Annotated in this window: 14 protein-coding genes and 1 tRNA gene; 3 read left to right on the top strand and 12 right to left on the bottom strand. The window is 35.2% G+C overall.

The genetic code is table 11. The features are described 5' to 3' along the window. Positions 1 to 101: 101 nt before the first annotated feature. The gene (gene rdgB / locus CHELV3228_RS01880) at positions 102 to 710 is read left to right on the top strand and encodes an RdgB/HAM1 family non-canonical purine NTP pyrophosphatase (protein WP_082199278.1); all 609 of its coding nucleotides are present in this window, start codon (positions 102 to 104) and stop codon (positions 708 to 710) included. A 42-nt stretch (positions 711 to 752) separates the two neighbouring features. Here the strand turns inward: rdgB and CHELV3228_RS01875 are convergent, their stop codons facing one another. From CHELV3228_RS01875 to mqnE, 6 genes are read right to left on the bottom strand one after another with little or no spacing between them, the layout of a single operon-like run. Then, the gene (locus CHELV3228_RS01875) at positions 753 to 3,200 is read right to left on the bottom strand and encodes an efflux RND transporter permease subunit (protein WP_082199277.1); all 2,448 of its coding nucleotides are present in this window, start codon (positions 3,198 to 3,200) and stop codon (positions 753 to 755) included. Next, a complete protein-coding gene (locus CHELV3228_RS01870; protein WP_082199276.1) occupies positions 3,197 to 3,766 on the bottom strand; it encodes an MlaC/ttg2D family ABC transporter substrate-binding protein in 570 nt (189 codons plus the stop codon). Before CHELV3228_RS01870 ends, CHELV3228_RS01875 begins: the two co-directional genes overlap by 4 nt. Before the next feature lie 9 nt (positions 3,767 to 3,775). Beyond that, entirely contained in the window at positions 3,776 to 4,456 is a 681-nt protein-coding gene (locus CHELV3228_RS01865; RefSeq protein WP_082199275.1) for an MlaA family lipoprotein, read from the bottom strand. A 9-nt stretch (positions 4,457 to 4,465) separates the two neighbouring features. Then, positions 4,466 to 4,906 carry a phosphoribosyltransferase gene (locus CHELV3228_RS01860; protein WP_082199274.1) on the bottom strand — a complete coding sequence of 147 codons (441 nt, stop codon included), beginning with the start codon at positions 4,904 to 4,906 and terminating at the stop codon, positions 4,466 to 4,468. Positions 4,907 to 4,912: 6 nt separating this feature from the next. Continuing rightward, complete coding sequence (locus tag CHELV3228_RS01855) at positions 4,913 to 6,268, bottom strand: NCS2 family permease (protein WP_082199273.1); 1,356 nt, start codon at positions 6,266 to 6,268, stop codon at positions 4,913 to 4,915. After that, positions 6,265 to 7,332 (bottom strand): aminofutalosine synthase MqnE, encoded by a 1,068-nt coding sequence (mqnE, locus tag CHELV3228_RS01850; RefSeq protein ID WP_082199272.1) that lies wholly within the window; start codon positions 7,330 to 7,332, stop codon positions 6,265 to 6,267. The genes CHELV3228_RS01855 and mqnE overlap by 4 nt, the downstream gene beginning before the upstream one ends. A 115-nt stretch (positions 7,333 to 7,447) precedes the next feature. Between mqnE and CHELV3228_RS01845 the strand changes: the two genes are divergently transcribed. Beyond that, on the top strand, positions 7,448 to 9,751 hold the full coding sequence (locus CHELV3228_RS01845) for a [protein-PII] uridylyltransferase family protein (RefSeq protein WP_082199271.1): 2,304 nt from the start codon (positions 7,448 to 7,450) through the stop codon (positions 9,749 to 9,751). A 2-nt stretch (positions 9,752 to 9,753) separates the two neighbouring features. After that, entirely contained in the window at positions 9,754 to 11,550 is a 1,797-nt protein-coding gene (gene glmS / locus CHELV3228_RS01840) for a glutamine--fructose-6-phosphate transaminase (isomerizing) (protein ID WP_082199270.1), read from the top strand. 33 nt (positions 11,551 to 11,583) lie between these two features. Here the strand turns inward: glmS and fumC are convergent, their stop codons facing one another. From fumC to rpsL, 6 genes are all read right to left on the bottom strand, one after another. Then, positions 11,584 to 12,975, bottom strand: coding sequence for a class II fumarate hydratase (fumC, locus tag CHELV3228_RS01835; protein ID WP_082199269.1), 1,392 nt, complete (start codon positions 12,973 to 12,975; stop codon positions 11,584 to 11,586). A gap of 96 nt (positions 12,976 to 13,071) precedes the next feature. Then, positions 13,072 to 13,148, bottom strand: a tRNA-Arg gene (locus tag CHELV3228_RS01830). Between the two features lie 20 nt (positions 13,149 to 13,168). Beyond that, the gene (locus CHELV3228_RS01825) at positions 13,169 to 13,543 is read right to left on the bottom strand and encodes a DUF1090 family protein (protein ID WP_159445019.1); all 375 of its coding nucleotides are present in this window, start codon (positions 13,541 to 13,543) and stop codon (positions 13,169 to 13,171) included. A gap of 10 nt (positions 13,544 to 13,553) precedes the next feature. Next, positions 13,554 to 15,629 (bottom strand): elongation factor G, encoded by a 2,076-nt coding sequence (gene fusA / locus CHELV3228_RS01820; protein ID WP_082199267.1) that lies wholly within the window; start codon positions 15,627 to 15,629, stop codon positions 13,554 to 13,556. A 9-nt stretch (positions 15,630 to 15,638) separates the two neighbouring features. Then, positions 15,639 to 16,109 carry a 30S ribosomal protein S7 gene (rpsG, locus tag CHELV3228_RS01815; RefSeq protein WP_082199266.1) on the bottom strand — a complete coding sequence of 157 codons (471 nt, stop codon included), beginning with the start codon at positions 16,107 to 16,109 and terminating at the stop codon, positions 15,639 to 15,641. A 69-nt stretch (positions 16,110 to 16,178) separates the two neighbouring features. After that, positions 16,179 to 16,562, bottom strand: coding sequence for a 30S ribosomal protein S12 (gene rpsL / locus CHELV3228_RS01810; RefSeq protein WP_082199265.1), 384 nt, complete (start codon positions 16,560 to 16,562; stop codon positions 16,179 to 16,181). Positions 16,563 to 16,591: the final 29 nt, after the last annotated feature.

Below are 16,591 nucleotides of genomic sequence, written 5' to 3'. Positions count from 1 at the left end.
GTTTTTCCTTGATTAAAAAAGGGCTTATTTTACTAAAAAAGACTTTAACGCTTTATTAAGATAAAAAAAGTAAGATTAAGCTTTTGGTGCAAGGATTAAAGATGAAAATTATTTTAGCAAGTTCAAATTCGCATAAACTTAAAGAATTCAAAGTGCTTTTAAATGACTATGAAATTTATAGCTCAAACGACTTCATTGCACCTTTTGAGATAGAAGAAAATGGCAAGAGCTTTAAGGAAAATGCCAAAATTAAATCTCTTGCGGTTTTTAAAGCTTTAAAAAATGAAGTGCAGGAAAATTACATTGTGTTGAGTGATGATAGTGGAATTTGCGTTGATGCGTTAGGGGGTGCTCCGGGAATTTACTCGGCGCGTTATTCCTTAGAGGCTAATGATAAAAATAATCGCTTAAAACTCATCAGCGAGTTGGAAAAATTAAAACTTAATGAAAGTTTTGCGCATTATGTTTGTGCGCTTAGCCTTGGCACTAAATTTGGCACTTTTAGTGTCAATGCAAAAATGTATGGAAAAATCATTACTAAAGAAAAGGGTGAAAACGGCTTTGGCTACGATAGCCTTTTTATCCCTGCAAATTATGATAAAACCTTAGCTGAGCTTAGCGATGAAGAAAAAAATGCCATTTCGCACCGCTTCAAAGCTCTAAAACTTGCTAAAATTCTCTTAAAAACACTGCAAAAGGCTTATCAATGAAAAATTTTTTAAAATATCTTGGCATAGCTATCACCGCTTATGTTATCTTAGCAGTTTTGGCTTATTATTTTTCTTAGCATAAAAGCTTATTAAAAGACTAGGAAGCAAAAACAAACTGCCAAATAAAAGTAAAATCATTACTAAAGTTGTTAAAATTCCAAAATAAATCGTTGGGATAAAATTACTACTCATCATCACGCTAAAACCCAAAACTATGCTAATGGTAGTGTAATAAAGTGCTGTGCCTATGAAAAGATGTGAGTTAAGCACAGCTTTTTTCACACTAGCACATTTAAGCTCCTCTTTAAAGCGGTAAATATAATGCAAAATATCATCAACGCCTATCCCTATGGCAATAGCCGCTATGGTAATGCTCATCAAATCAAGAGGGATATTTAAAAACCCCATAAATGCAAATACCAAACTTAATGGGATAAGATTGCAAACTATAGCTATCGTAGCTATTTTAAAACTTCTAAATATCAAAACAAAAAGCACAAAAATCGCCAACACCACAAAGGCTAAGGTGTCAAATTGCGAAGAAAAAAGGCTTTGAAGCATATTATTATAAAGTAGCATTATACCAGTGATTTGCACCTCCACACCCTCATCTTTTAAAAGCTCATTAAGCTCCGTTTTTAAGCTCTTTAAAAAGGTATCGCGTTTTAAATTTGGATTAGAATCAATCACACGGATACTAAATTTAAGCTCGTTTTGCGTGATATTAACAAAAGGCGAAAGTAAATCTTGCTTGAAATTTTCAGGTAAATTTTCATTTAAAAACGCTAAAGCAAAATCATCTAAATCTTTTCCCTCATTAATATTTTTTCCTAGCATTAAAAGACTATTAAGGCTTAAAACCGACCCCACAAATTCCTTATTTTCCAAAAACTGATGTACCTTTTTAGCAATACGCGTTTTTTTAGAATCAAACCAATAAGTATCCTTAGCAGCAAGGCTTTCAAATTCATTTTCAAAACTATCTAGCACCTCGCTTTCTTTAAGCTCATTTTTTTTATTATCTTTAAAGCGAACAATAATATCAAGCGGCAGTGTTCCACCTAAATCCTTATCAATAATGAGCAAACCCTCTTTAATCGCACTGCCGTCTTTAAAATAATTGACAAAAGAATTTTCCACTTTAAGCTTAGGAATTCCTATAAGAGCCAAAATTATCGTAATAAAAGCTAAAGTGTAAATAAGCTTTCTGTGCCTAATGCTAGCATTTGCACAAAAAAGCAAAAAAGAAAGGTTAAATTCTCTTTGTGTAAAATTTTTTCTCTTTAAAAGCACTAAGGCACTTGCTAAAAAAAGATAAGCCAAAATCAAACCGAGCGCTATGCCAAGACTCATCATAATCCCAAGTTTAATAATAGGCTCTATCTGCGAAAAAATCAAAGAAAAAAAACCTATCATCGTTGTAAAAATGGCAAAAAAACTAGGTTTTGCCTTAGAAAGTAGAGTTTGTAAAACCAAGCGTTTTTGCGTTGTATTTGGATAAAGACGCGAAATTTCTATAAAATGTGTAATCAAATGCACAACAACAGAAAGCGTGATGATAAGCATTAACGGAGCATAATTAGACGAAATCACGGTAATAGGAAAATTAAGCAAGGCAAAAAGCCCACTAGCAGAACTTAAAGAAATAAAACAAATCAAAAGCGATAAAATCATCAAAGTAAAAGAACGGAAAAAATACCAAAGTGCAAAGCCTAGCAAAAAGACTAAAAAAATTCCATAAAGTGCCAAATCGTCCTTGATGTAGCTTATCATATCATCACTTATCATACTCACGCCACCAAGATAAAGCTTACCATCTTTTTCATAAGCACTCATTATGGAGCGGATTTGTTCTAAAAGTGCTTTATTAAGAGCATTTTGCATTTCTTGATGATTTTTGATTTGAATTCTTAAATGCTCTTTTTCATTTTCATCTTTGGCATTATCCCTTGCTTCAATGAGATTAATATAAGTTAAATCGGGCTTAAGATAGATAATTAAAGCTGTGGTTTTGCCGTCTTTTGCGATGATATTATTAAGATAAAATGGACTAGTAAGAATTTCATTTTGAGCCTTAGTTTGATTAATATCCTCGCTTAAAATGCTTGGAATATTTTGCATTAATTCTTTTAAATCTTTATTTTCACTACTTAAAAGCAAGGGTGCATTAATAATGCTAAAAACCCTCTCCACGCCCCTCACACCCTCAAGTTTTTGATGTAAGCTTTCTAAATTCTTTAAGCTTTCCTCGCTAAAAGGATTTTTATCATTTGGCTTAAAGGCTAACATTAAAAAATTATCACTCTTATAATGCTTAGAAAGCTCTCTAAAAATCTTTAAATCTTTATCATCTTCTAAAAGCAAACTCTCCGCACTCGCGTCAATATGAAGCTTAAAAGCAAAAAAACTCAAAAACACACAAAAAAGCAAAGTGCTTAAAAGAGTGCTTTTAGGGTGATTAATGAGAAATTTTAAGAAAAAAGCCATTATTTGATGACGATGTCATTAAGCTTGGATAATAAGTCTTTAAAAGTGCCATTTTCTAAAATGTCGCCAAATTGTGAGCGGTAAGTTTGGATAATGCTAACACCCAAAACATCGACATCGTAAATCAGCCAATTATTATTTTCTTTATAAAATTTAAATATAATAAGCTTTTTTTCTCCATCTACCATCATAGAACTTGTGAGAAAATAACGCTTTTCATTTTTTTGCTCTCCACCCTCAACCTTCAAAATTTGGTCTTTATAAAGCTCTAGTTTATCCGTAAAGCTTTTTTTAAGACTTGCTTCAAAAGCCTTATTAAATTCCTCCACCTCTTCTTGACTTAATTTTTGATAAAATTTCGATAAAGATAATTTTGCCATTAATTTATAGTCAAAAACCTCATCAAAAAGTTTAAAAATATCCTGTGCTGCGGCTTTTTTATCGCCTTTAGTATTTTGCAAAATTTTTAAACTTTCATCGATATTTTTCTGCATAAAACTTTCAATTTCATTTAAATTAAGCGCAAAAGCACTTAGTGCAAAGATAAGTGATAATAATATTTTTCGCATTTTTCTTTCCTATTTGCTAAGTTCTTTGCGTCTTTGCTCGTATGCGTCACGCAAGAAAGGGTATAAATTCGGCGTATTATAATAAATTTCATCAATTTCATCAAGACGGAAGGAAAGCTCATTACCAAAGCCATAAGCCCCCACCAAAAAACTTGCATAAGTTGGCTCGATATAAGCCACAGGTGTGGCATACCAAAATGCTGGAAGACTTAGCGTATCTCTTAAATTACTAGGTCCTAGTGCTGGTAAAACCAAATGAAAACCCTCTCCCACACCCCAATGTGCCAAAACAAGCCCTAAGTCCGCAGGGTGCTTTTCTATCCCCATTTCACTTGCAATATCCCTAAGCCCACCAAAACCCATAATGGAATTAGCAATAAATCGCTTCAGCTCATCACCCGCATTATCAAATTTAAGCTGCAAAGCATTTCCAACCACACGAAAAGGGGCAAGCAAATTATCCAAAAAATTCCTCACACCAGAACGCACAAAACGAGGCGTTATGGTATTATAACCCTTTAGCACAGGACGCATTACATAAGTATAAAGTCCTACATTAAATTCGGTCATCATTTTATTGTAACCAGAAAGTGGGTCGCTGACTTCATATTGTTGAAATTCTGCCTCAAACTCATCGACTTCTGCAAAAGTAAAGCTAAAAAATAATAACAGGGCTAATATTTTTCTCACATTTTTCCTTTAAATTTCAATATCCCAGTAAAACTCCACCCACTCTTTTGCCTCTTTAACGCTAAATTCAGGCTCTAAAAGTGCGGTTTTTTTGTAAAAAATCGTCGCAATTTTAAGCTCTATATGGGGAAATTTTTCTTCCAAAACTCTCTTTATCTCGCTTAAACTCTCTCCACTATCAACAATATCATCAATCAGCAAAACCCTCTTGTAAGCACTCAAATTTGGGATATTAAAAACCTCAACGCTATCAAGTTTTTTCGTATCATCATAATGGATACTATTTAGAGTAAATAATTTTCTAGTCTTCAGTGCCACCGCTAAAGAATGTCCCAAACTAAGCCCCCCTCTAGCTATGGCTACTAAGGCGTCAGGATTAAATTCATCTTTAACCTTCTTAGCTAAAAATTTCACATCTTTTTCGAAATCTTCATAAGCGTAAAACATCATTTTTCCTTAATTTAAAGCAATCAATAAGAAATTTCCCAAAGAAATCAAACTCAAAACAACAATCCCCACATTTATCTTATCCCACTCTCTTTTAAAAATCCTTACCAACAAAAAGCTAATAAAGCCAAAAGCAAACCCCGAAGTTATCGAGTAAGTTAGTGGCATCATAATGATAGTAAAAAAAGTGCCAACAGCAATAGCACTATCACTAAAATCAATATTTTTCACTTCCATAAACATCAAAATTCCTACCATCACAAGCACTGGATAAATGGCATTTGGCGGTATAGCCTTAAAAAGTGGTAATAAAAAAAGCGTCAAGCTAAAACAAAAAGCAACAACCAAAGCCGTAAGTCCTGTCCTACCTCCGCTTTCAACCCCTGTCGTGCTTTCCACAAAAGCCGTTACGGTCGAAGTGCCGACCCCAGCACCCACAACAGAACTTGCCGCATCAGCCATTAAAGTCTTACCTAATTTTCGCTCACCCTCCACAGGCTTATCAAAAATCTTCCCCCTAGCTCCAACGCCCGTAATCGTGCCTATGCTATCAAAAAGCTGCGTGATAAAAAAAGTTAAAACCACAGGTATCATCGTTACACTTAAAGCACTTTTAATATCAAGCTCAAAAGCTATCGCTCCAAGTCCATTTTCCTTACTAAAATTTGGCAAGGAAAAAATTTCACTAGGAAAAATCGCTCCCTCGATATTTAAATTTACACCATAATTTTCAAGCAAGAAAAATGCCACAATCCAAAGCACTAAAGAACTCAGCAAAACACCCAAAATAAAAGCCGCCCTAAGTCTTATCGCCCAAAAAAATACCACCAAAACCAAAGAAAAAATGCCAAATAACACACTAGGGTCTTTAAAATTACCAATGCCCACCAAAGTCGCGTCATTTTTAACAATAATACCTATCTTTTGAAGTCCCAAAAATGCGATAAAACAGCCTATCCCAGCACAAATAGCAAGGCGTAAATCTTTAGGGATATTGCGTATGATCCAAAGACGAAAATTTGTAAAAGAAAGAATTAAAAAAATAAAGCCTGATAAAAACACCGCCCCCAAAGCACTTTGCCAAGGAATTTGTTGAGCGATACAAACCGAAAAAGTAAAATACGCATTCATCCCCATACCGACACTCATCGCCACAGGTGTATTTGCAAAAAGCCCATTTAAAGTACTTGCGATAATGGTGATTAAAGCCGTAGCGGTGATTAAGGCTTCTAGTGGCATACCAGCATTACTTACAATGTGCGAATTCACAGGGATAATGTAAATCATCGTTAAAAAGGTTGTGATACCAGCCACTACTTCGGTTTTTACATTTGTGCCATTTTCTTTAAGCTTAAAAATACTCATTCATAAATCCTAATTTCGTTATATAAACTATCTCTTTCAACGGGAATTAAATTTGAGGTTTTAATTAGCTCTATAAAGGTTTCAAGTTTCGTCCCCCTCGCACTCTTAGCACCGCCTGCACTTTGTATGCTTTCTTTTTCTATCGTTCCATCTAAGTCATTTGCACCAAATTCTTGTGCCACCATCGCTAAATTTAAGCCCATCGTCGCCCAATAAGCCTTAATGTTTTTGACATTATCAAGCACAAGGCGTGCAATAGCAATGGTTTTAAGAATTTCCTCACTATCAAGCTGCTCTTTTATATCTAAAAAACTATTATCTTTTTGCCACACCAAAGGGATGAGGGCATTAAAACCTCCCGTTTCATCCTGAAGCTTTCTAAGTCTTAAGAGATGGTCGATTCTATGCTTTCTTTCTTCAATGTGTCCAAAAAGCATTGTTGCGTTGCTTTGCTTACCCTTTGAGTGCCATAATTTATGAATTTTAAGCCAATTTTCACTGCTTACCTTACCTTTGCAAATTTTCGCACGAATTTCCTCGTCAAAAATTTCAGCCCCACCGCCCGGCATAGAATCCACGCCATATTCGAGCATTTTTTCTATCACTTCTTCATAGCTCATTCCAAAACGGCGGTGCAAGAAGTCAATTTCTGCCGCCGTCATAGCCTTAATATGCAAATTTGGATATTTCGCCTTTATCATTTTAAAAATTTCTAAATACCACTGCCAACTTGTGTCTTTATTATGTGCTGAAACGATATGCACTTCTTTTGTGCCTCGCCCCACAGTTTCATCCACAATCTGCATAATTTCCTCGTGGCTCATTAGATAGGGATTAGGATTTTTCCTGTGGGCTGAAAAAGCACAAAATTTACAGGTATCCGCACAAATGTTCGTTGGGTTGATGTGGCGGTTGATGTTAAAATACACCTTTTTCCCGTGCAATTTTGTGCGTTTTTTATGAGCATATTTTGCCAAAGTAAAAAGGTCTAAGTCATAAAGCTTATAAGCTTCTTCCTCACTGATTCTTTCTTCTGTTTCTAATTTTTGTATTAAATCACGCATATTTTTCACTTTTGTTTTTTAAAAGCGTTATTATAAATTTTTCTTATTAATAAAAGCATATAAAAACTCAAAAGAATTTTGCTAAAATTATCCAAATTTATAAGTAAGGGAAAAGTTGCCAAAGCAAAAGCTAAAAGAAGAAATTAATCATTACAAAGATTCCTGCCATAAGCTTTTTTTAAAGCAGGGTTCTTTCAGTGTGCATCACTCTAAAAAAATGGATTATTTTATCAATAAAGCTTATGAAATTGTGCTGGACGAATTTTTTGAAGATTTTTTACCCACAAAAGAACTTGTGCCTTTTTGTATCATTGCGAAAGATTATTATGCAAAAAACAATCTATGCTTTAATGAAAATGTCCCCCTACTTTTCGTTTATAAAAATTTAAAAATTTATCAAATAAAGCCCCTAATTAAAGCCTTGATAGAACTTTTAAATGATATAGGATTAAGACTTGATTATGTCATTTTAGAAAATGATGGTTTAGGATACATTAACGAAAAAGAACTTTTGCACTCACTCATACAAATGCGTTTTATTAGCGGTTCTAAAGCCTTATTTAAAAAAAGTAAAGAAAAGGCAGGACAAATCCTAAAGGAAAATTTAAAAACTCTCGCTCCCACCCTTTTTAAACCCTGCAAACTCGCATTTTTAAAACAAGACTTTAATATCCAAAAAGCAGACGGAGGACTAGAGGATTTAAGAAATTTAGAAAATTTACTCACTCTTTTTAAGCAAGATAGTGCTAATTATGCACTTTTGTTTATCGATGAAAAAAATCTTAGCGAACTCCGCCTTGCGGGTGAATTTTTACTTTCTTTTAAATCCGCTCTTAATCTTCAAAATCAAAAAGACACAAACGACTTTTGGCTTAATGAAGCTGAAAATTTAGCACACTTAATGTATAAAAGAGAAAAGAAAAATCTCAAAGCAAAAGAAAATTTAGTGCAAAAAATTTTAAATTCTATGCACACAATAAGCCTTTACAATGCCTTTTTAACAAAACAAATTCAAAACGAATTTTTAAAAGAAAAAGAGGAAAAATACCACTTTTCAAGCTTTTTAAAGGCTTTGGAATTTTTAAGCTCACTCAAAGACGAATCTCATCATTTTAGCATTAATTTAGTTTTTAGTGTCAAGGAAACGGCTTTTTTAAAAGAAGAAAATGAAGAAGCTTTAGAGCTTTTCAAAGGCTTTTTTGAGAGAAAACACAGCTTTGACATTTTAAAACTTTTGCTCGATAGTGGAAAATTAAAAGAGCTTTTTAAACCTATGGTGAGATTTTTAAGCAATGAAGAAAGTGATTATTGCTTCGATGTGGAAGCTTTTTTGATTTTAGAGGCTTTTGAAAAGGCAAATTTTACACTTAAAGAAAATGCTCTTTTAAAACTTGTGATACTTTTTAGCGGAGTCAAAGAGGAAAGTGAGCTTTCTATGGGGGGAGTTTTTAGGGCATTTTGTGCGAAATTTAAACTTGAAAACAAATCTTTAGAACTAGGACTTAAACTTTATAAAAATTTCAATGCTTTAAAGGAATTAGTCGAAAAAGAGGATATTTATAATCCTCTCATCTTATCCGCTTTGCTTTCAAAATTAGAAAATCTCAAAACCTTAGAGCTTTTAGAGCTTTTAACCAAAATAAAAGCACAAATTTCAAACGCCTCACCATTTTTTTATAAAGCTTTAGATAAACTTTTAATCAATGCTAAATATGGCTTTGAAGATGCAAATTTGCTAGAAGAAAGCACAAGAAGGGTTAAAAAAGAACAAACTTTGAAAAGAACCAAAATTTTCTTAGAGCTAAACCCTCTCTTGCAAGACAAAATCACACATATCAAATCAAACCTTTTCATCATCAAAAACAGCTTTGAAGACATCATCAAAATCTCTCAAATCGCCCATACTCAAGATTTTAAATTCTGGCTCAACGCAGAAAGCAATCTAAGTCTTGAAATCGTTTCAAAAAAAGACTTTAAAATCGAATGTTTTCTTTACGCTTTAAGTGAATTTAACCTCATTTTTATGAGCTTTTACGAACTTTTTAACGATAAAATTTATCTCAAATTTGAATATGATAATATCATCAATCAAACGCAAAAAGACAAGCTTTTAACCCTTTTAAACTCAAACTTAACTTTAGAAAACAAAAGAAAGCCTAAAAAACCAACCATTAAAAAAGATGAAGTAAAATTTGACTTAAATTATTCTAAAATCTATGCAAAATTAAATCTTAATACAAAGGACCAGCAAGGTTTAATGGCATTTATTATGAATATTTTTCGTGCGTATGACTTGCATTTAAGCACAGCCAAAATTCAAACCATACGCCAAAGAACGCGCAATAGCTTCATTTTTGAAAAAAACGAAGCTCTTTTGCAAAACCAAAACAAAATAATAAATTCTTTAATAAGTGAGTAAAAATGTGTGGAATTGTAGGCTACATTGGCAAAAATGAAAAAAAACAAATTATCCTAAATGGACTTAAAGAACTAGAATATAGAGGCTATGATAGTGCTGGAATGGCAGTGATGAGCGAGGGGGAACTTAGCTTTTTTAAGGCTGTCGGTAAGCTTGAAAATTTAAGCATCAAGTGTCAAAATTTCACAAGTGAGGGCTTTGGTTTTGCCATAGGGCATACTAGGTGGGCAACTCACGGAAAGCCTACTGAAATCAACGCTCACCCACATCTAGGGCAGTATTCTTGCGTGATACACAATGGCATTATTGAAAATTATAAAGAACTTAAAGACGAGCTTGAAAAAGAGGGGGTTCAATTTTTAAGCCAAACAGATACCGAAGTCATCGTGCAGCTTTTTGAATTTTACGCACACAATTTAGACGCAAAAGAAGCATTTAAAAAAACTATTTCACGATTAAAAGGTGCTTTTGCCACCTTGCTCATCACCAAAAAAGAGCCTAATAAAATCTTTTTCGCTAAAAATGCCGCTCCCCTTATCATAGGTAAAAACGCCCAAAATGAGTTGTATTTTGCAAGCGGAGATGCACCATTAATCGGCAATGTAAGCGAAGTGATTTATTTAGAAGATTTAAGCTATGGCTATGCAGGAGAAAATGAGCTTATCATTTTCGAAAATGATAAAAATTTAAAACCCTCTTTTGTTAAACTTTCTGGAGATAAAGCCTATGCGAAAAAAGACGGCTTTCGCTTTTTTATGGAAAAAGAAATTTATGAACAAAGCCGTGTTTTAAGCGAGGTTTTGATGGGACGCATTGATGGAGATAGGGTTATTTTCGATGAGCTTGAGGGGGAGGATTTAACGCGTTTTAACGAAATCACTCTTTGTGCTTGTGGCACAAGTTATCACGCTGCTTTAGTGGGAAGTTATCTTTTAGAAAGAGTGGCTAAAATTCGCACAAAAGTCGAAATCGCAAGCGAATTTCGCTACCGCGAGGCTTTAATTAATCCAAATTCCCTTTTCATAGTCATCTCACAAAGTGGCGAAACAGCCGACACGCTAGAAGCTCTTAAAATCGCTAAAAATGCTGGGATTAAAAGTCTTGCGATATGCAATGTGGATAATTCTAATATCGTGCGTTTAGCAAATTTAAGTCTTTTGACGCGTGCGGGCATAGAAAAAGGCGTAGCTTCCACTAAGGCTTTCGCAACGCAGGTTTTGACCCTTTGGATGTTAGCCATTTTTATCGCACAAAAAAGAAATTTCCAAGTGCAAGAAGATATTAAAGCTCTTTTGCATACGCCAAATTGTGTGCTTGTAAAACAAAATTTGCACGAAAAAATTCATCGCCTTTCTAAGCGTTATTTGGATGGACACGGCTTTTTCTTTATAGGGCGTGATGTTTTCTATCCTTTAGCTTTGGAGGGTGCTTTAAAACTCAAAGAGCTTTCTTATCTTCACGCGGAGGGTTATCCTGCTGGAGAGATGAAACACGGACCGATAGCTTTGGCAGATTCTAAACTCTACACCATAGCCTTAATGCCAGAAAATTTACTTTATGAAAAAACAAAATCTAATGTAGAAGAACTGATAGCTAGAGATTCTACTCTACTTTGTATCTCTCCACTTGATTTTGACTTAAGCGATGATTTTATCAAAACAAACAAACAAAAGCATTATATGTGTGAATTTTTTGAAATGATGCTTATCACTCAACTTTTAGCGATGGAAATTTCCATAAGATTAGGTAATGATGTAGATATGCCTAGAAACTTGGCTAAAAGCGTAACGGTAGAATAAATAAACCCTCGCAAAATAGCGAGGGCTGAAAAATTATGCCTTAGGTCCTATCATTTTACTAGGGTCAACAAACTGATTAAAATCTTGCTCACTCACAAGCCCCAACTCCATAGCACTCTCTTTTAAGGAAATTCCTTTTTTATGTGCATTTTTAGCAACTTTTGCGGCATTTTCATAACCTATGTGGGGATTTAACGCAGTTACTAACATCAAAGAATTGTGAAGATTATAATCAATTTTCTCGCGATTTGGCTCGATGCCCACAGCACAATGGATATTAAAAGAATGCATAGAATCAGCCAACAAATCAAGACTTTGCAAGAAATTATAAATAATCACAGGCTTAAAAACATTAAGCTCAAAATTTCCTTGAGACGCTGCAAAACCTATAGCTGCGTCATTTCCCATCACTTGCACTGCAACCATAGTAATGGCTTCGCACTGGGTAGGATTAACCTTGCCAGGCATTATGGAGCTTCCCGGCTCGTTTTCTGGGATTAAAATTTCACCTAATCCACATCTTGGACCACTTGAAAGCCATCTAACATCATTAGCAATTTTCATCAAATTTGCCGCCAAGCCCTTCATCGCTCCATGTGTAAAATTAATCGCATCGTGGCTAGTAAGAGCGTGGAATTTATTAGGGCTTGAAACAAATTTTGTTCCCACAAGTTTAGTAAGCTCTTCACTCACTTTTTCGCTAAGCTGCGGATGTGCGTTTAACCCTGTTCCTACAGCTGTTCCACCGATAGCTAACTCTCTTAGCGTAGGAAGAGAAGCAATAATTTGTTCTTTGGAATGTAAAAGCATTGATAAATATCCGCTAAATTCCTGCGCTAAAGTAAGTGGCGTGGCATCTTGAAGATGAGTTCTGCCTATTTTAATAATCCCCTCAAATTCCTTCACTTTTTTTTCAAAAGTTGCTATTAACGCATCAAGAGCTGGGATAAGTTTTTTCTCTACTTGCTCGACAGCCACCACACTCATAGCTGTTGGAAAAGTATCGTTTGAGCTTTGACTCATATTCACATCATCATTTGGATGTACGAGTTTTTCTTTACGGAAATCCCCACCCATAAGCTCAGTGGCTCTATTTGCAATTACCTCGTTCATATTCATATTGCTTTGTGTTCCAGAACCCGTCTGCCAAATAGCTAAAGGAAAATTATCATCAAATTTACCCGCTATTATCTCATCGCAAGCTTGTGTTATGGCATTTTTTTTCGCATCATTAAGCTTACCGAGCTTATTATTTACAATGGCAAGAGATTTTTTTAGATTTGCAAAGGCATAAATTAAAACCTTAGGCATTTTCTCGCAACCTATTTTAAAATTCTCAAAACTTCTTTGCGTTTGAGCACCCCAATGCTTATCATTTGGCACCTTAATCTCGCCCATAGTATCGTGTTCGATTCTATAATCCATTTTGGCTCCTTTTTAAAATTTTTAAATTCTAACACATTAAAGTTGATTTTATATAAATAGAGATTTGAGAATTAAAATAAAAAAACAAGAAATTTATGGTGTCCACGGCGAGATTCGAACTCACGGCCTCAAAATTAGGAATTTTGCGCTCTATCCTGCTGAGCTACGAGGACACAGGGTTGTAAAACAACCCTTAGTAAAGCTCTAAAGCCTTAAGCTCATCTTTTAAAATATCTTTTTGAGCTTTTAGCTTTTCTTTTTTAAATTTGTATTCTGCCTTAGGCATAGAATCTTGATTATCGCTTAATTTTTCAATATCTTCTTCTAAGGCTTCGATTTGCTTTTGTTTATCTTGTTTAGTTTGCAATACTTCTTTATAGTAGTTTGGATTTTCCTTGCATTTTGTTTTAAGTGTAGCAATAGCATTTTCCAAATCTCTAGCTTTAAATGCATTATCATACTTTTTAGCATATTTTAACTCATCTTCAAGCTTTAAAATCTTTTCCTCACACTCATTTGCAAAGCCAAAACTTAATACACAAACCAAAAGAACAACAAATTTCATCATCGCAACACCCCTATCCGTTTCTCTTTTTAATAATCTCTTCAGAAACATTTTTAGGCACTTCATCATAATGGTCAAATTCCATAGAATAAGTTGCCCTTCCTTGAGTTTGAGAACGCAAATCTGTCGAGTAGCCAAACATCTCAGCCAAAGGACAAAACGCTGTGATGACTTTATTACCGCCCCTTTCGTCCATAGAATTAACCTGTCCGCGACGCTTATTCAAATCACCAATCACATCGCCCATATAATCCTCAGGAGTTTCAACCTCCACTTTCATCATAGGCTCTAAAATCACAGCACCAGCTTTTCTAGCACCCTCTTTAAAGCCCATAGAGGCAGCAAGTTTAAATGCCATTTCAGAAGAATCCACCTCGTGATAGCTTCCATCATACACTGTAACTTTCACATCTTCCACAGGATAACCTGCCAAAACACCATTTTGCAAAGCTTCTTGCACACCTTTATCTACGGCTGGGATATATTCTTTAGGAATCACACCACCTTTAATATCATTGACAAATTCATAACCACTACCAGGCTCCAAAGGCTCAAGGCGTAAAAATACATGTCCGTATTGACCGCGACCACCTGATTGTTTAGCATATTTATATTCTTGCTCAACAGCCTTTCTTATAGTTTCTCTATAAGCAACTTGTGGTTGTCCAACTTCAGCTTCGACCTTAAATTCTCTAAGCATTCTATCAACGATAATTTCCAAGTGCAACTCACCCATACCAGAAATGATGGTTTGTCCGCTTTCTTCATCAGTCGAAACCCTAAAGCTTGGATCTTCTTGCGCTAGTTTATTAAGTGCGATAGACATTTTCTCTTGGTCTGCTTTAGTTTTAGGCTCAACAGCCACAGAAATAACAGGGTCTGGAAAGTCCATTCTTTCTAAAATAACCTTATCTTTTTCACTTGCCAAAGTATCACCAGTAAGAGTATCTTTAAGCCCTACAACAGCCCCAATTTCCCCTGCGTAAAGAACCTTAATCTCTTCTCTTTTGTTAGAGTGCATCTTTAAAAGTCTTCCTATACGCTCTTTTTTATCCTTAGTAGAATTGTAAGCATAAGAACCACTTTCAAGGCTTCCACGATAGACACGCACGAAGGTAAGTTGCCCCACAAAAGGGTCCGTCATAATCTTAAACGCAAGTCCTGCAAATTCGCCATCATCAGTTGAAGTTACCGACACTTCTGTGCCATCTTCATATTCACCCTTAATGTTCGCCACTTCATCAGGAGCTGGTAAATATGCCACAACTGCATCAAGCAAAGGCTGAATTCCCTTATTTTTAAAAGCTGTTCCGCAAAGCATAGGTATAATACTTAAACTCAAACACCCTGCTTTAATCCCTGCTTTAATTTCCTCAAGGCTTAATTCCTCGCCACCTAAATATTTCTCCATAAGCTCATCACTTGTCTCACTGACAGCTTCTATCATTTTGACACGATATTCTTCAGCTTTTTCTTTCAGTTCAGCTGGAATTTCTTTCTCTACATAATCTGTCGGCTTACTCTCATCTTCCCAAACAAGTGCTTTCATTGTTACAAGATCAATCACACCTTTGAAATTATCTTCTGCACCGATAGGAATTTGAAGAGGGATAGGATTAGCTTTAAGACGGTTGCGAATTTGGTCTTCTACATTGAAAAAATTTGCACCTATTCTATCCATTTTATTAACAAAAACAATTCTTGGAACGCCATATTTATTTGCTTGTCTCCACACTGTTTCACTTTGAGGCTGCACCCCACCTACTGAGCAAAACACCGAAACAGCACCATCTAACACACGCATAGAACGCTCCACCTCGATAGTAAAATCCACGTGTCCCGGAGTGTCTATAAGATTTATTTGAAAGTCTTTCCAAAAACAAGTTGTCGCAGCAGAAGTAATAGTAATCCCTCTTTCTTTTTCCTGCTCCATCCAGTCCATAGTCGCAGCACCATCATGCACCTCGCCTATCTTATGACTCATACCTGTGAAAAAAAGAATTCTTTCACTTGTCGTTGTTTTACCCGCATCAATGTGAGCGGCAATACCTATGTTTCTAACTTTTTTTAAGGGAGTCGTTCTTGACATCTTAGCCTCCTACCAACGATAATGTGCAAAAGCTTTATTTGCTTCAGCCATTTTATAAGTATCTTCTTTCTTTTTAAAAGAAGCGCCTTTAGAATTCGCAGCATCCATTAATTCGCCTGCTAATTTTTCTATCATCGTTCTTTCGCTTCTTTTTCTTGCAAAAGAAATAATCCAGCGGATAGCTAAGGCTTGCTGTCTAGCAGGACGCACTTCAACAGGCACTTGGTAAGTCGCACCACCCACACGGCGAGATTTTACTTCAAGCAAAGGCTTGATATTTTCGATTGCCTCATTAAAAATGTCAATGCCTTTTTTTTCTCCGCCTTTTTTATCGATAGCCTCTAAAGCACCATAAAGTATAGTTGTCGCAGTGCTTTTTTTACCATCATACATTAAAGAATTGATAAATTTTGTAATGATTTTATTCCCATAAATCGGATCAGGTAAGATTTCTCTTACTGGAGCTTTTCTTCTTCTCATTATTTTTCCTTCAAATTTAAAATTTTACTCAAACAAAATCAAATCTAACGGATTTGCCTGTTTTAAAAATTACTTCGCGGCAGCTTTTGGACGCTTCGCACCATACTTAGAACGAGAAACAGTTCTCTTGGCAACACCAGCCGTATCTAAAGCACCACGCACGATGTGATATTTAACGCCCGGTAAGTCTCTAACTCTACCACCACGCACTAAAACAATGCTGTGTTCTTGCAAGTTATGACCCTCACCACCGATGTAGCTAATCACTTCAAAGCCACTAGTAAGCCTTACTTTGGCAACTTTTCTTAATGCTGAGTTTGGCTTCCTAGGGGTTGTAGTATAAACCCTAGTGCAAACTCCCCTTCTTTGTGGACAATTCTTAAGCGCTGGAGATTTGGACTTTTCCAAAACTTTTTTGCGCTCTTTTCTAACCAATTGATTTATGGTAGGCACAATCATTCCTTTCTTAAAATGTAATAAAC

This window comes from Campylobacter helveticus (assembly GCF_002080395.1).
GTDB lineage: Bacteria > Campylobacterota > Campylobacteria > Campylobacterales > Campylobacteraceae > Campylobacter_D > Campylobacter_D helveticus.
Note: the sequence above shows the minus strand (reverse complement) of the source record. Positions and strands in the feature narration are given on the sequence as shown.

Excerpts from the sequence above, each read along its gene's own strand:
- rdgB (WP_082199278.1), top strand. The coding sequence starts at position 102 with ATGAAAATTATTTTAGCAAGTTCAAATTCGCATAAACTTAAAGAATTC.
- CHELV3228_RS01870 (WP_082199276.1), bottom strand. The coding sequence starts at position 3,766 with ATGCGAAAAATATTATTATCACTTATCTTTGCACTAAGTGCTTTTGCG.
- CHELV3228_RS01860 (WP_082199274.1), bottom strand. The coding sequence starts at position 4,906 with ATGATGTTTTACGCTTATGAAGATTTCGAAAAAGATGTGAAATTTTTA.
- CHELV3228_RS01855 (WP_082199273.1), bottom strand. The coding sequence starts at position 6,268 with ATGAGTATTTTTAAGCTTAAAGAAAATGGCACAAATGTAAAAACCGAA.
- mqnE (WP_082199272.1), bottom strand. The coding sequence starts at position 7,332 with ATGCGTGATTTAATACAAAAATTAGAAACAGAAGAAAGAATCAGTGAG.
- glmS (WP_082199270.1), top strand. The coding sequence starts at position 9,754 with ATGTGTGGAATTGTAGGCTACATTGGCAAAAATGAAAAAAAACAAATT.
- fumC (WP_082199269.1), bottom strand. The coding sequence starts at position 12,975 with ATGGATTATAGAATCGAACACGATACTATGGGCGAGATTAAGGTGCCA.
- CHELV3228_RS01825 (WP_159445019.1), bottom strand. The coding sequence starts at position 13,543 with ATGATGAAATTTGTTGTTCTTTTGGTTTGTGTATTAAGTTTTGGCTTT.
- fusA (WP_082199267.1), bottom strand. The coding sequence starts at position 15,629 with ATGTCAAGAACGACTCCCTTAAAAAAAGTTAGAAACATAGGTATTGCC.
- rpsG (WP_082199266.1), bottom strand. The coding sequence starts at position 16,109 with ATGAGAAGAAGAAAAGCTCCAGTAAGAGAAATCTTACCTGATCCGATT.